We start from the raw sequence: 14,207 nt of genomic DNA, 5'->3' as shown, positions 1-14,207 counted from the left end.
TCGATAGCAGCGAGTCATCATCAAACCAGGAGAGTCCCGAAATGTCGGAGTTCACACTTCCAGCGAATTCCAAAGTCGGAAACGGCAAACGCTGGCCGACACCGAACAATGGCGCGCGGGTCAAGAGCTTCCGGATCTATCGCTGGGATCCGGACAAGCAAGCGAATCCAACCTTGGATACATACGAGATTGACCTCGATCATTGCGGACCAATGGTTCTCGATGCGCTCGTCAAGATCAATGATCAGATCGATCCATCACTGTCGTACCGGCGGTCCTGCCGTGAAGGCGTGTGTGGCTCTTGTGCGATGAACATCGACGGACACAATACGCTGGCCTGTCTGACGCCGATCGACAGCCTGAAGACAGGCACGAGCCGGATCACGCCGCTTCCGCATCTGCCCGTCTTGAAGGATCTCATTCCTGACTTGACCGGATTGTACGCGCAGTACGCGTTGATCGAGCCTTGGCTGCAGTCAGATCAACCGCCGCCGGATCGCGAGCGCCGGCAATCCCCCGAGGAACGAGCCAAACTCGACGGCATGTGGGAGTGCATTCTCTGCTTCTGCTGTTCCACTTCGTGCCCGAGCTACTGGTGGAACCAGGACAAGTATCTCGGTCCGTCGATCCTGCTGCAGTCCTATCGCTGGCTTGCCGACAGCCGGGATCAGGCCACCGGGGAGCGGCTTGACCGCCTCGAGGATCCGTTCCGCCTCTATCGCTGTCACACGATCATGAACTGCACAAAGACGTGCCCGAAAGGGCTGAACCCCGCGCGCGCGATCGGCAACACCAAGCACATGATTTCCGAGCGCGGCTGATGTCACGGAGCAGATGAGAGCACCATGTCAGAATTTCGTACAGAGGCCGACAGCCTGGGCCGGGTCGAAGTGCCAGCTGAAAAGCTCTGGGGCGCGCAGACCCAGCGATCCCTGCAGCACTTCAGCATCGGTCGGGACCTGATTCCGCGCGAGATGATCGCTGCCTACGCGGTCATAAAGCGCGCGGCTGCCACGGCCAACCACAAGGGCGGCCGGCTCCCTGATCAAGCTTACGCGCTAATCACGCGCGTTTGTGACGAGATCCTTGGCGGCAGACATCAGGACATGTTTCCGTTGCATGTCTGGATGACCGGCAGCGGCACTCAGTTCAACATGAACGTCAACGAGGTGGTCTCGAACCGGTGCTGTCAGCTGACCGGCACGGAGCTCGGCAGCAAGCATCCGGTTCATCCAAACGATCACGTGAACATGTCGCAGTCGTCGAACGATTCCTTTCCATCGGCGATGCACATTGCCGCCGCCGTCAATGTCAAGGAGCGACTGATTCCTGCCGTCACCGCGCTACGCGATGCGATTGCGGCCAAGGCCGCCGAATGGGACGACATCGTGAAGATCGGCCGCACCCACATGCAGGATGCGACGCCACTCACGCTCGGCCAGGAATGGTCGGGTTATGCCGCGATGCTGGCGGACGACCTGGAGCGGGTCGAGCAGGCGCTGCCGGGTGTCTACCGACTCGCGCTCGGCGGTACCGCGGTCGGGACCGGGATCAACAGCGCGCCCGGCTTCGGAGAAGCCGCCGCCGCGGAGATCGCCAGGCTCACCAACCTTCCCTTTGTGAGCGCACCCAACAAATTTGCTGTTCAGGGTGCGCATGACGCGCTGGTGCAGCTCTCGGGGACGCTGCGCACCCTGGCGGTGTCTCTCTACAAGATCGGCAACGATATCCGGTTGCTCTCATGCGGCCCGCGCGCCGGTTTGGCTGAGTTGCTCATTCCCGAGAACGAACCGGGGTCGTCGATTATGCCGGGAAAGGTCAATCCCACGCAGGCTGAAGCACTGACGATGATCGCCGTGCAGGTCATGGCGAACGATATCGCGGTCGGCTTTGGCGGCGCGGGAGGCTATCTCGAAATGAACGTCTACAAGCCCGTGATGATCGCCAACATCGCCCAGTCGATTACGCTGCTCAGTGACGGGTGCACGAATTTCCGGAAATTTCTCGTCGAGGGCACGCAACCGAACCGCAAGAAGATCTCCGAATACGTCCACCACTCACTGATGCTGGTTACGGCACTCGCGCCGGTGATCGGCTACGACAAGGCTTCGGCGGTCGCCCATTTCGCAGCGGAGAACGATCTGACCCTGAAAGAGGCCGCACTACATCTCGGCCATGTGGACGAGGCGACATTCGACCGCGTGGTCGACCCGGCAAAGATGGTCCGCCCCTACGTAGCAGACAAAGCTGATCATGGCGTTCGGGGCGCAGACACTGTCGAAATCGCACGAATGGAGCAAACACGATGAACGCACTTAGCCAAAATGACTGCCAGGCAGCTTACGGGTCATGAACCGGCAGAGGACATGATCAATGGCAACTCTTTCGTCATTTGATTCCGGACTGCCCTTCGGTGATTTTCGCGCACTCATAGAGCGGTTGCCGCCGCTGGATGAGCGCGCGGCTGCCCGCGTTCGCGACGATTTCGGCCGCATCGAAAAACCCAAGACATCGCTTGGCCGCATCGAAAGGCTTGCCGGCTGGCTCGCCGCCTCGACGGGTCGGCCGCCGGCTGTTCGACGCCCGGTCGTGGCGATCTTCGCCGGCAATCACGGGATCGCGCGGCACGATGTCTCGCCGCGCCCGGTTGAGGCTACCCAGCGCTTTGTCGAGCTTGCGACGGCCAGCGGGGCGGGAGTCAACCAGGTCTGTGCCGCCCACGGCCTCGGGCTGAAGCTCTACGACCTCGCTCTCGACCTGCCGACTGCCGATTTCACCATGGGCGCCGCGATGGACGAGCGAGGTTGCGCCGCAACCATGGCATTCGGCATAGAGGCAGTCACCGACGGCGTCGATCTCATCGCAGTGTCGAGTATCGGCGTCGGTGCTTCGACTGCAGCCGCGGCGATATCGGCCGCGATCTTCGGCGGCAGCGGTGCCGACTGGGTCGGCGCGGGGTCAGGGGCCGATGCGGCGATGATCGGCCGGAAGGCGGAGACTGTCGATCACGCGCTCGCCCTGCACTCCGGACATCTCGAGGATCCGCTTGAGGTTCTGCGACGCTTGGGCGGGCGCGAATTCGCGGCGATCGCCGGCACAATCATCGCCGCGCGGACCCAGGCTACCATCCTCCTCGAAGGCTTTGCGGCGACAGCGGCCGCCGCGGTGCTTCATCGCGCCAATCCGTCGGCTCTCGACCACTGCCTGTTGGCCTATGTCGCCGCGACCGAGCCCGGCCATCGTCAACTCGCGGAGAAGATCGGCCTGACACCGCTCTTCGATCTCGGGATGGGCGAGGGTGAGGGCACCGGTGCCGCACTCGCCGCCGGCATGGTCAAGGCGGCTGCGCTCATCCATTCGGGGATGCACGCAGCAGACACTTTCGAAATTGTACAAAAGGAGCAAGCACGATGAACGCACCAGCCAAAATGACTTCGAAGCAGCTTACCGGTTACGATCGGCTGCACAACGCGCGTCTCAACAAAGGTACCGCATTCACGGAGGCAGAGCGCAGTGCTTTCGGTCTCGAAGGCTTGTTGCCGCCGGCCATGCTTTCGCTTGAGCTGCAGGTCGCGCGCCGACACGATGAGATCGTCCGCCTCGAAAACGATTTGCTCAAATACCTCGTATTGTCGGATCTGCAGGCACGCAATGAGACCCTCTTTTACGCGGTTCTGAGGTCGGATCCGGCGACCTACATGCCGATTGTGTATACGCCGACGGTCGGCGAGGCGTGCCAGAAATTCGGCCATATCTTCCGCCAGCCGCGCGGCATTTACCTGCCGATCAGCGCGCGCGGTCGCGTCAAGGAGCTGTTGTCCAATTGGCCCGAAAAGGACGTGCGCTTCATCGTCGTCACCGACGGCGAGCGCATCCTCGGGCTGGGCGATCTCGGCGCCGGCGGCATGGGCATCCCGATCGGGAAACTGGCGCTGTGCACGGCATGTGCCGGCGTGCCGCCGCAGTATTGCCTGCCGGTCGTTATCGACGTCGGCACGAATAACCAGGCTCTGCTCGATGACCCGCTCTATTTGGGACTGCGGCAAAGCCGCGTCCGTGGCGGCGAATACATGGCGTTCGTTGATGAGTTCGTGACGGCGGTGCAGCAGCTCTACCCGAAAAGCTGCATCCAGTGGGAGGATTTTGCCAACATCAATGCGGTGCCGATCCTCGAGCGGTACCGCAACGAGATCTGTACGTTCAATGACGACATCCAAGGCACTGCGGGAGTGGCCCTTGCTGGTATCCTGGCCTCGTTGCGCATCACAAAACAGAAAATCACCGATCAGCGGTTCCTGTTTCTCGGCGCTGGCTCGGCGGGGACAGGAATTGCAGAGCTGATCAGCAAGGCCATGGCAGAAACCGGCATGGATATACACGAAGCGAGGCGCCGCAATGCCCTCTTCGATGTCAATGGCCTGCTCGTCACCTCTCGGAAGGATATCGCGGATTTTCAGCGTCCGTTCGCACAAGACCGACAGCCGATCGCGAAGTTCGTCGAGGCGGTCAAGGCTCTGAAGCCGACTGGCATCATCGGGGTCAGCGGAATCCCGAAGCTGTTCACCCGTGAGGTGGTCGAAACCATGGCCGAGCTCAATCAGCGGCCGATCATCTTTCCGTATTCCAATCCGACCTCGCGCTCCGAATGCTCGGCCGAGGAAGCCTATCGCTGGTCCGGGGGGCGCGCCATTTTTGCCAGCGGCAGCCCGTTTCCTCCGGTCGAGATTGGCGGTCGGAAATTCGTGCCGAACCAGGGCAACAACGTCTACATCTTCCCCGCCATGGCCATGGCGCTCTTTGCGACGGAGGCGGAGCGGGTCACCGACGAAATGTTCCTTACCGCCGCGCAGGCCATTGCCGAACAGGTCAGCGAGGACAACCTCGCAGCGGAGCTCATCTATCCGCCGCGCGAACGGATTTTTGCCACCTCGCTGCACGTGGCCGAGCGGGTTGCCGCTTGCATTTTCGACCAAGGTTTGGCGCGAGTGCCGCGGCCTGCCGATATCGGCGCGCTGATCCGATCGTGTGTCTACCGCCCCGTCTATCCGGAGTGAGGACAATTTGAACCATTGATGAAAAGGTCTTCGGCCGTGGAGACGGTCAGCGACCCGCTCCGCACGAAGTTGCTAACCTTTGTGCTGAGCGTCATCGCAGGCAGTGTGGACGTGATTGGGTTCCTCGGGCTGGGAACCCTGTTCATCGCCCACGTCACCGGTAATCTGGTGATCCTTGCGGCAAGATCCACCGCAGGCGAGCACGCGTCGGCGGCGCATTTGCTGTCCGTGCCCGTTTTTGTCATCGCGCTCGTTGCAGCGCGACTTCTGGCGGCCGGACTCGATCGGTCCAGGATTGTTTCTCTGAGGCCACTGCTGCTCCTGCAGTTTCTTCTCCTTTCCGGCCTTCTCACGATCTGTATAGGGGTTGGCTCCCTCACTGATCCGGATGCGGCGATCATGATAGGTGCTGCCATGCTCGGCGTTTCCGCGATGGCCGTACAAAACGCACTTGTGCAACTCTCACTGAAGGATGCGCCATCTACTGCGGTGATGACGACCAACTTGACCCGGCTGGTCCTGGATCTTGGTGAGGTGTGGCTCGGAACGAACCCCGATAGCCGCGCCAAGGCCGTGACGCGGGCACGGCGAACCGGAGTAGCAATTGCGGGCTTTGTTGCCGGGGCGGGCCTTGGCGCCTGGTGTCAGGCGCACGTCGGACTGTGGTCGCTCGTATTGCCCACCGGTCTTGCGCTGGCGGCGCTCCTCATCACCTGTTGGTCACCCCGGTTCGAGCAGGCTGCGGATCATGCTCAATCATCGTTGTGAGGCGAAGCCGATTGACCCTGCGCGGCGGTGCCCCGAGAGGTGCCGGTTCAAGAGCGCGCTCGGCTAAGCGGGTCTGATCCGTAAAGGAGGCCAGTTGCTAATCAAGCATGCCTTCACGGCGGAGCGTGTTTTCGAGAGTCCTGGTGGCTTGGTCGATCAGACGGGGGTTGCTATCGGCGCACTTGACGGCGGTCTCCGCGGCGACCCATAGCCGGGTGCGGTCGCCGTGCATGTCGATGAACGCTGCCGCGTCGCAAAGGTCGACGATAATGGCGGGCCGAGCGCAAACATGAGCGACCAACTGCCGCGTGAGCCTCAGATTATTCTTTACCTGGTACATGCCTTGTCATAGAGCTGGAACTAGCGTTGTCGGCGCCGCGCAGTAGCACCCCCACCTGTCAAAACAAGATTGGAACAGGCGGATGTGTCTCGAGCATCAGCCACCATGATCGCGCCACGCGCTGTCGAGCAGCGCTGTCGCGACATCAACGGTCAGCTTCGGCCAGGCGATAGCGAGTTCGAACGGACTCGTTGAAGCAATCAACCCGACAAAGCCACTCATCACCATCCATTGGGGGTAGCAATCGATGCCGCAATAGCGTTTTGAGGTGGAAAGATCATGCAAGTAGCCCCGTTCCAGCGGTCGCGAACACTCCGTGCAGACAGAGGGCCTGCGCGGCGCCATGTCGTTCACCAGCATAAACTTCATTTTGTGAACAGACATCTCACCGATCCCTCTATCTCGAGGTGCGTTTGCGAGCTCCGGTGCTTTCGCTCGCGCTGGGAAGCTGCTTCATTCCCGCCTCGAGCGCCGCCCTGCATGCATCGCTGAGCTCGACATTCTTCTCTCTGAGACAAATCGTTATCTCATCTGCATTGGGGATGAATGCACTGCAAAGTCTGAACACGTCGGGCGTACACGCCATGCGTTGTTCTAATGTTCCTTGTGAGAAGGAGGGAGACGTCGTCGCGGACAGCAGGGCCAGCGCGACGCACCACTGCAGCGAGGACCTTAGCCGAAGTATCATCCCTATATTCTGGCGTTCTACATTCATTACAGGACCTGCCATTGGTAATCGATCACGGCAGAAACAAATACGCCCTCGCCGAGGCCCATGCTTGTAGCAAAGCGTCAGCCTTTGGAGCTTTCGACCTCGCTGCAGTCCTTCCGCTTCCCAAAAGCGTGAGTGCGGCGCATCGATTAGATAAGTGAGGCTGTTCGGTCTGATCGAATTCGCCATCAACATCGGGGGTGCACAAACCACCAAGTCACCGCACGTCTGTCCAAGCGTTGGGAACGACACCAACACTAACGTTGCACGTTGAAGTGACGAACGGCTAATACGCAATTGGTGGTGGGGACGAGGAAATGCTCAAAGGATTCACCGCCCCTCGGTCCCCTTTGGGCGCTGCTGCATTGGTCCCTTCGCCGCCCTGGCATTTTGCAGGCGACGTTCTGGCGGTCGAGTTCTGGAATGACCCCGATGTGTCAGTCCATACTCTTCCGACGGGTGTCGAGCTTGACACGAAATGTCCGGGCCACTCTGTTGCACTCTTCACGGACTACCAGTTCACCGCGCAGAACAATGAGTATCTCGATCCTGCCAGATACCAGAGTCGCGGATTCAGTGTCCTCCTGGACGCGATGTGGAAGGGGGCACGAATAGCGTGGTGTCCATATTGTTATGCCGATAACGATGCCGCCTTGATGAGAGGCTGGATCCAGGGATATCCAAAGAAGTTCGGTGCCGTACACCAGACCCGCACTTTTGCCGCCCCGAGCCCGGCCTCGGCACAACTCTCGCAAGATAGCAGGTTCGCCGCCTGCATGTCCGCTCATGGTCGGTTGCTGGTGCAAGCCCGCGTCACCTTGCGTGAAAAGGTAGACCGTCTTGTTGGCTTGCTCGATCGCCGGGTAGTGGGACGGCGATATTTTCCGCGGCTCTCCGCGGGCATGCACGACAAGCCAGCCGTGGATGAACTGGTGCGATGCGTCTCGGACCGCCTCCTGATCACAAACATCTGGAGTGGCGAGGGTGAGCTCAGTTTTCCGGAAGCCTATGGCGAAGAGCTGGAAGTGCTGGGGCCACTGAAGGTGGGGCGCGGATATCGGTTCTCGTTTTCCTATTCGGTCACCGATATCGAGATCCTGGCAAATCTGACCGCCTAGCAAATGGCGCGTGATGCTAACAAGCGCGTTCTCGATTGTGGCAGGAATAAACAAGTCAACGCACTTCAATCAAATCAATTGTGGCTGGAGTCGGTAGGCTGTTTGCGGAAAGAGATGCGTCAGGACACGAGAATGCTAAAGGGCTTTACAGTTCCGAAATCGCCATTCGGCCAGGCCGCTCTAACTCCGCCACCACCTTGGCACTATGCCGGCGACGTTGTTGGAGTCGAGTTCTGGACGGACCCCGACGCGACGGCGGCGACATTGCCGAGTGGTCTTTCCACAGATCCGAACTCAAACGGTCACGCCGTCATGATGTTTCTGGATTGGCAATTCACGGCCCAGGACGACGAACATCTCGAGCCGGCTCGTTATCAGTATCGCGAAGCGTTTATCTTAGTCGCCGCGATGTACCGCGACGTGCCGGTGATGTGGTGTCCCTACATCTTTGTAGACAATGACGCTGCGCTGGCGCGCGGTTGGACGCAGGGTTTTCCAAAGAAAATGGGTAGCATTTTCCAGACGCGATCCTTTGCGGCCTCAGGTCCCGCCGCGGCGCCGGTCGCGTCCGGGGGCCGGTTTGGCGCCAGCCTTTCCGCACATGGCCAGCGTCTTGCGGAAGCCTGCGTCACCTTGCACAAGCCGGTCGCAAACGGACTGTCTCTCCTCAGCCGACCCACGGTCTTGATGCGATATTTCCCGAGATTGGCGGCCGGCTACCAGGACAAGCCTGCGGTCAACGAACTGGCGATGTCGATCACCGACAATCTCACCGTCGCCGGCGCATGGATCGGGAAGGGCGAGCTTAACCTTCCGGAAGCGAAAGGTGAAGAACTCCATGCGCTCGCGCCAAAAAGGATCGAGTCCGGGTTTCGTTACTCACTTTCTTACTCCGTGAGCGATCTGAAGGTTCTCGAAGACCATAGCTGCTAGGGGGCTGAAAGCACCCTCGCCGTAGCGGCGAAGCGTCGAGTCCCTCGCTCCGCCGAGAGGGTCTCTGCGGCACCCCCGTCCCGTGGAGACCCTCAGCGGGAGTCGTTCTTGTGATAGGAAAGAAAATTCGATGAGCAGAACTGCATCTGGATATTTGGTCGAAGCTCTCGAGAAGGCTGGCGTGAAGCGCGTCTATGGAGTTGTGGGAGACTCGCTGAACGGCTTTACTGACGCGCTGCGGCGAAGAAAATCCATCGACTGGATTCACATGCGGCATGAGGAGGCCGCGGCCTTTGCGGCGGGCGCTGAAGCTCATCTTACCGGCAGCCTTGCTGTGTGCGCGGGGAGCTGCGGTCCAGGAAACCTTCATCTGATCAACGGCCTGTTCGACTGTCAGCGCAACGGCGTGCCTGTTCTGGCGATCGCGGCCCACATCCCCAGCAGCGAAATCGGGATCGATTATTTCCAGTCAACCCATCCGGAAAACCTGTTCAGGGATTGCAGCCATTACGTCGAGCTGGTTTCCAATCCCAAGCAGCTTCCGCAGATTTTGAAACGTGCAATACGGGTCGCGATCGCCAAACGTGGTGTTGCAGTTGTTGTGCTACCCGGCGACGTCGCACTGATGAAGATTGATGACGACGTTCCGGAATGGATAGCACCCACCGCGCCTGTTTTGCGGCCAAGCGAGGCCGATATCGGGCATCTGGCAGACTTTCTCAATAAAGCATCCCGGGTCACCGTGTTCTGCGGCGCTGGGTGTGCAGGCGCCCATGCAGGGGTCATAGAAATTGCCCGCAAACTGAAGGCTCCGATCGTGCATGCCTTTCGCGGCAAGGAGTTTGTCGAATACGACAACCCATACGACGTGGGAATGACGGGCCTGGTCGGCTTTGCATCCGGCTACGTCGCCATGAAGAATTGCGATGCGCTCTTGATGCTCGGTACCGACTTCCCATACCGGGCGTTCTATCCGGAGCATGCAAAAATTGCTCAAGTGGATATGCGGCCTGAAGCGCTCGGCAATCGCTGCTCGCTTCATCTAGGCTTGCTCGGCAATGTCAAGGACACGCTCGATGCCGTGCTACCTTCGATCAAGGAGAAGACGGATTCAAGTCATCTCAGCGATGCGCTGATCGATTACCAGAGAACGCGCAGAGACCTCGACGCCTTGGCAGAGAGCGGTCCGAACGGCGACATCATTCATCCCCAATATGTCACCCGCGTGGTCAGCGAATTGGCGGCCGATGATGCGATCTTCACCTGTGATGTCGGAACGCCGATTATCTGGACTGCACGCTATCTCAAGGTCAACGGCAGGCGCCGCATTATTGGATCGTTCAATCACGGATCAATGGCGAATGCGATGCTGCAAGCAATTGGCGCACAGGCGACCTATCCGAAGCGCCAGGTTATCTCAATGTCGGGCGACGGCGGTTTCAGCATGATGATGGGAGACTTCATCACGCTGACCCAGATGGGACTTCCAGTAAAGGTCATCGTCCTCAACAATGGAACGCTCGGCTTTGTCGAGATGGAGATGAAAGCGAACGGATTCCTGGACACAGGCTGTGATCTCAAGAACCCCGACTTTGCCCTGATGGCGGAAGCCATGGGCGTCCGCGGCATCAGGGTTGAAAAGCCGCGGGAGTTGAAGGCCGCCATCGAGGCAGCACTGGCGCACAAGGGACCGGTTCTCGTCGATGTGATGAGTGCTCGGCAGGAGCTTGCCATGCCACCCAGGACCACACTGGATCAAGCCTATCATTTTGGGATGTACATGATGAGGGCCGTTCTCGATGGTCGGGCGGCCCAGCTTGTCGACCTCGCGAAGGTAAATCTCTCCCGGTGACTGCGGGAGGTAGGAGCAGGGACATGATGGGGGGCGAGCTTCTACGGGGGGCGTGGCGCTTTCCCAAGGCATTCCAGTTCATTGCGGAGGACCAGAGCCGTCCCTTGAGAGCACATGACGTTCGCGCATGGTAATACCGGTTCACATATGGGTCTATGCCTTCAGGATATGGTTGGCGGCCGTAATCGCGCTTTACGTCGCGTTTTGGCTGCAGCTTGGAGGAGCCTCATCGGCAGCCGTTACGGTGGCAATTCTGGCGCAGCCGACGCGTGGCGCGGCGCTTGCCAAGGCAGCCAACAGGATCGCGGCCACACTTATTGGCGCTACCATGTCAGTCGTGATCGCCGGCCTCTTTGCCGGCGAGCGGATCGGAATGCTCGGCGCTTTCATTTGCTGGATATGCGTTTGTGTATTCCTCGCAAGCTACCTCCGCGGCTATCAAGCCTACGCTGCGGTACTGTCCGGTTACACGGTCGCAATCATTACCCTCGTTAACATCGATACTCCGCAGAATGTGTTCACGACGATGACCGACCGAATGGCTGCGATCACGATCGGCATCCTGTGCGTGACCTTGATAAATGATGTCTTCGGATCACCGCCGGTGTGGCGCGGATTGGAGCGCCGAATAAACGATATCTGGGCCGATATTCGAAGTTATGTGCGCGTTGTGCTGAGTGGGAACGAGGAGAAGTCCGAGCATGCGGGAGAACTCCTTGCACAAATCTCGGGATTGAGAGATCAGGTCGATATCGTCGCTCACGATATGGCGGACGGGCAGCATCGGGCTGCGGGCGCAAGGAGCGCCATGCTCGCGCTCGTCGAGATCGTCCAGCAGGTTCGGCTGTTGCGTTTGCTTGCCCACGGAGATCCGTTGGCCGTCACCATCAGAGATCAATGTCTTGCCGTTATCGACGATCACCACTCCGAGGCACCTAACCTCCTGACAAAGCTGCGTGAGACCGAGCTGTCCCGCCCGGATGTTGTGATCGGGGCGGTTTGGCAGCTTCAACAGGCTATCCGCTTCGTGGAATCGAAAAGCCTTCTCGATGACGGACTGCTGTCTTTGCGCGAAGGGCTTGAGCCCGCGCGTGACATACGCCTGCCGCATCGCGGGGAATTTGCAGTTGCATTGGGCAACGCAACGCGCATCGGAATTGCGCTAGTCGCTGGAGCGACATTCCTCGTGTTTGCCGGCTGGCCCGCATCCGTTGCTGCCCTGACGATTACAGCGATCCTGTGCGCGCTCAGCACCACAATGCCAAATCCTTCAAAATTCGCGGTAGCAGCTATGGTGAGCTTCGCGCTCGCCTCGGTGAGCGCTGGAATCGTACGCTTCTACGTCCTGACGGAGTCGCAGGATTTCTTGAGACTTGCCGTTGCAATCGCGCCCGTCGTGTTTTTTGGCTGTTTGCTCAGTGTCCGTCCTGCGATTGGCGGCATCGGTCTGATCATGAATATCATTTTCCTGGTCCTGCTCGCGCCGTCCAACCCTCAGGTCTATAACCCGCTCACTTTCTATTCCGAATGCGTGTTCGTCGCTCTCGCCCTCGGGGTGGTGTTTCTGGCCTCCCGCCTGGTGTGGCCGGTGTCCGCGCTCGACAAGCAGCATGCGGTCGTCAAAGCGACACAGGAAAGCTTGACGACATCCGTTTCGGGCACCGAGTGCAGCCTGCCAGCGCTGGAGTGTGATTTGGCGTCCCGGGTCGCCGACTACGTCACGTCGGCTGCCGGCGCACGCCGGCCGCGTCGGCAAGTGCTCAAGGCCCTCCTTTCGATCAATGACTTGTCGCTTGCTGCGGCGTCGGCCCACCTTCATTTGGTGCAGAGCTCGGACGACCCGGCAATCCGCTCGAGGATTGATCAATTGCAACGTGCTCTTTGGTCCGGCAACAGCCGAAGACTTTTAGCTGGCGCCAGGTCGGTTCTCCGACGGATGCGCGGAAGTCAAATCGAGGCACGCGAGGCGCTTCTGGCGGCGGCGACGGATCTCTGGACGGCAGGGCTGGTGCTTGCGCACGAGCAGCGAAGGATCCGGCACTTCTGTGACCATGGCTCGGTCAGGAAAGGAGATGTTCCATGGTCGTTGCACTGAAGACGAGAAGGCGGGCTGCGCTCAAGGCGTTCCGTTATGTTGCCACCGGCGTACTTGTCGTCGCGGCGCTTGTTGTCGCACGCCATGGCTGGCGGATTTACATGACATCTCCGTGGACGCGCGATGGTATGGTCCGTGTGCAGGTCGCAAACGTTGCACCACAGATATCGGGGCAGATTGTTGAGGTGCGAACAAACGACAACCAGCATGTTCACAAGGGAGATGTGCTCTACGTCATCGAAAAGTTTGATTTCGAGGTGGCGCTGGACAATGCCAAGGCGACGATCTTGACCCGAGAGGCCGACCTCGCAGTCAAGAAGGCGCAGAACGCCCGGCGCGCGATTCTTACGACGCTGTCGACCTCGATTGAGGAGAAGCAGGTGTTCGACGGCAACGCGAAAATGGCGGAAGCCGCGCTTGCGAGCGCCAAGGCAGGGCTCTCGCAGGCCGACATCAATCTTCAAAGGACGGAGGTGCGGTCTCCCGTCGACGGCTACGTCACAAACCTCCTGATGCGCGTGGGAGACTTTGCTCGAGCCGGTACGCCAAACTTGTCGGTGATCGATGAGCATTCTTACTGGATCGATGCCTATTTTGAGGAGACAAAACTCGCCAACATCCATGTCGGCGATCCAGTTGAAGCGACGCTGTTGGGTTTTCAAGAGCCGATCAGGGGGCAGATCGAGAGCATCACGGGGGGCATCAGTGCTGCGAACGCGGCAAGCAGCACACAAGGGCTTCCAAACGTCGACCCGATCTTTACTTGGGTTCGGCTTGCGCAACGAATTCCGGTGCGTGTCAGGATCGAACAAGTCCCGCCGGAGGTACCGCTCGTTGCGGGAATGACCTGCAGCGTCTCGGTTGTCGGAGGAGAGGGAATGCCGGCGGCCAGGCGCGACCGGGGGCTCTTCTATCGGCTGGAAAACCTGCTTTAGGGAAATTCGATGGGCGCACCAAGGGATATTGATTTGGGAGGCATCCTGGTGGATCCCTTTGTGCGATATCTGTTTTTCGCGTTGGTGATTCTGATAGCCGTCCGATTTGTTGTCGGTCGCCTCGGATTGAGATCAATGTTCGCGAATCCTCCGCTCGCGGAGGCGGCCCTGTACGTCTGCATCCTCGTTTCCCTTGTAGCGCGTTGGATCTGAGCCAGCCTAAGGCGTTCCGCACAGCTCTTGTTGTCGGCGATCGGTCCGCGACTGGGGCCCCGTCGCGCCGGCAACGAATTGAAAATAAACAGTATTTCATTCGATCCGAGCGTTTGCTCATGGAAAGGGCATTTGCCCATCTTTAACAGTTCAGAACGCTACTTAACAAGCCAAGGCGGGCTCCTTG

13 protein-coding genes are annotated in these 14,207 nt (G+C 59.5%); 11 read left to right on the top strand and 2 right to left on the bottom strand.

Translation table 11 applies throughout. The annotated features are described in order from the left end of the window. The first annotated feature begins 41 nt into the window (after positions 1 to 41). The 5 genes from FXV83_RS12025 to FXV83_RS12005 all read left to right on the top strand — a co-directional run bounded on the left by FXV83_RS12025 (position 42) and on the right by FXV83_RS12005 (position 5,822). Entirely contained in the window at positions 42 to 821 is a 780-nt protein-coding gene (locus tag FXV83_RS12025; protein WP_148739390.1) for a succinate dehydrogenase iron-sulfur subunit, read from the top strand. Between the two features lie 24 nt (positions 822 to 845). Next, positions 846 to 2,309, top strand: coding sequence for a class II fumarate hydratase (fumC, locus tag FXV83_RS12020; RefSeq protein WP_148739389.1), 1,464 nt, complete (start codon positions 846 to 848; stop codon positions 2,307 to 2,309). Positions 2,310 to 2,373: 64 nt separating this feature from the next. Then, a complete protein-coding gene (locus FXV83_RS12015; RefSeq protein WP_148739388.1) occupies positions 2,374 to 3,414 on the top strand; it encodes a nicotinate-nucleotide--dimethylbenzimidazole phosphoribosyltransferase in 1,041 nt (346 codons plus the stop codon). Further along, positions 3,411 to 5,054 (top strand): NAD-dependent malic enzyme, encoded by a 1,644-nt coding sequence (locus FXV83_RS12010; protein ID WP_430648934.1) that lies wholly within the window; start codon positions 3,411 to 3,413, stop codon positions 5,052 to 5,054. Before FXV83_RS12015 ends, FXV83_RS12010 begins: the two co-directional genes overlap by 4 nt. A gap of 18 nt (positions 5,055 to 5,072) precedes the next feature. Further along, on the top strand, positions 5,073 to 5,822 hold the full coding sequence (locus FXV83_RS12005; RefSeq protein ID WP_148739387.1) for a YoaK family protein: 750 nt from the start codon (positions 5,073 to 5,075) through the stop codon (positions 5,820 to 5,822). Between the two features lie 97 nt (positions 5,823 to 5,919). Here the strand turns inward: FXV83_RS12005 and FXV83_RS12000 are convergent, their stop codons facing one another. Both FXV83_RS12000 and FXV83_RS11995 read right to left on the bottom strand, forming a co-directional pair. Further along, on the bottom strand, positions 5,920 to 6,162 hold the full coding sequence (locus FXV83_RS12000; RefSeq protein WP_148739386.1) for a hypothetical protein: 243 nt from the start codon (positions 6,160 to 6,162) through the stop codon (positions 5,920 to 5,922). A 96-nt stretch (positions 6,163 to 6,258) separates the two neighbouring features. Continuing rightward, positions 6,259 to 6,546: a hypothetical protein gene (locus tag FXV83_RS11995; protein WP_148739385.1), complete on the bottom strand. Its 288-nt coding sequence runs from the start codon at positions 6,544 to 6,546 to the stop codon at positions 6,259 to 6,261. Positions 6,547 to 7,191: 645 nt separating this feature from the next. Here FXV83_RS11995 and FXV83_RS11990 point away from each other — a divergent pair. The 6 genes from FXV83_RS11990 (at position 7,192) to FXV83_RS11965 (ending at position 14,020) form a co-directional block, all read left to right on the top strand. Beyond that, positions 7,192 to 7,992, top strand: coding sequence for an acetoacetate decarboxylase family protein (locus FXV83_RS11990; RefSeq protein ID WP_148739384.1), 801 nt, complete (start codon positions 7,192 to 7,194; stop codon positions 7,990 to 7,992). Between the two features lie 132 nt (positions 7,993 to 8,124). Next, entirely contained in the window at positions 8,125 to 8,925 is an 801-nt protein-coding gene (locus FXV83_RS11985; RefSeq protein WP_148739383.1) for an acetoacetate decarboxylase family protein, read from the top strand. A gap of 130 nt (positions 8,926 to 9,055) precedes the next feature. After that, entirely contained in the window at positions 9,056 to 10,777 is a 1,722-nt protein-coding gene (gene poxB, locus FXV83_RS11980; RefSeq protein ID WP_148739382.1) for a ubiquinone-dependent pyruvate dehydrogenase, read from the top strand. Between the two features lie 127 nt (positions 10,778 to 10,904). Further along, entirely contained in the window at positions 10,905 to 12,872 is a 1,968-nt protein-coding gene (locus tag FXV83_RS11975; protein WP_148739381.1) for an FUSC family protein, read from the top strand. Next, a complete protein-coding gene (locus tag FXV83_RS11970) occupies positions 12,857 to 13,807 on the top strand; it encodes an efflux RND transporter periplasmic adaptor subunit (protein ID WP_148739380.1) in 951 nt (316 codons plus the stop codon). The genes FXV83_RS11975 and FXV83_RS11970 overlap by 16 nt, the downstream gene beginning before the upstream one ends. Positions 13,808 to 13,816: 9 nt before the next feature. Beyond that, complete coding sequence (locus tag FXV83_RS11965) at positions 13,817 to 14,020, top strand: DUF1656 domain-containing protein (protein WP_148739379.1); 204 nt, start codon at positions 13,817 to 13,819, stop codon at positions 14,018 to 14,020. The last annotated feature ends 187 nt before the right edge of the window (positions 14,021 to 14,207 follow it).

The sequence above is a fragment of the Bradyrhizobium hipponense genome, assembly GCF_008123965.1.
Classification (GTDB): Bacteria; Pseudomonadota; Alphaproteobacteria; order Rhizobiales; family Xanthobacteraceae; genus Bradyrhizobium; species Bradyrhizobium hipponense.
The sequence above is the reverse complement of the archived record's forward strand: the minus strand, read 5'-3'. Positions and strand labels throughout refer to the sequence as shown.

Bases quoted from the DNA above. Each gene is read 5' to 3' on its own strand.
- FXV83_RS12025 (WP_148739390.1), top strand. From the start codon at position 42: ATGTCGGAGTTCACACTTCCAGCGAATTCCAAAGTCGGAAACGGCAAA.
- fumC (WP_148739389.1), top strand. From the start codon at position 846: ATGTCAGAATTTCGTACAGAGGCCGACAGCCTGGGCCGGGTCGAAGTG.
- FXV83_RS12015 (WP_148739388.1), top strand. From the start codon at position 2,374: ATGGCAACTCTTTCGTCATTTGATTCCGGACTGCCCTTCGGTGATTTT.
- FXV83_RS12010 (WP_430648934.1), top strand. From the start codon at position 3,411: ATGAACGCACCAGCCAAAATGACTTCGAAGCAGCTTACCGGTTACGAT.
- FXV83_RS12005 (WP_148739387.1), top strand. From the start codon at position 5,073: ATGAAAAGGTCTTCGGCCGTGGAGACGGTCAGCGACCCGCTCCGCACG.
- FXV83_RS12000 (WP_148739386.1), bottom strand. From the start codon at position 6,162: ATGTACCAGGTAAAGAATAATCTGAGGCTCACGCGGCAGTTGGTCGCT.
- FXV83_RS11995 (WP_148739385.1), bottom strand. From the start codon at position 6,546: ATGTCTGTTCACAAAATGAAGTTTATGCTGGTGAACGACATGGCGCCG.
- FXV83_RS11990 (WP_148739384.1), top strand. From the start codon at position 7,192: ATGCTCAAAGGATTCACCGCCCCTCGGTCCCCTTTGGGCGCTGCTGCA.
- FXV83_RS11985 (WP_148739383.1), top strand. From the start codon at position 8,125: ATGCTAAAGGGCTTTACAGTTCCGAAATCGCCATTCGGCCAGGCCGCT.
- poxB (WP_148739382.1), top strand. From the start codon at position 9,056: ATGAGCAGAACTGCATCTGGATATTTGGTCGAAGCTCTCGAGAAGGCT.
- FXV83_RS11975 (WP_148739381.1), top strand. From the start codon at position 10,905: ATGGTAATACCGGTTCACATATGGGTCTATGCCTTCAGGATATGGTTG.
- FXV83_RS11970 (WP_148739380.1), top strand. From the start codon at position 12,857: ATGGTCGTTGCACTGAAGACGAGAAGGCGGGCTGCGCTCAAGGCGTTC.
- FXV83_RS11965 (WP_148739379.1), top strand. From the start codon at position 13,817: ATGGGCGCACCAAGGGATATTGATTTGGGAGGCATCCTGGTGGATCCC.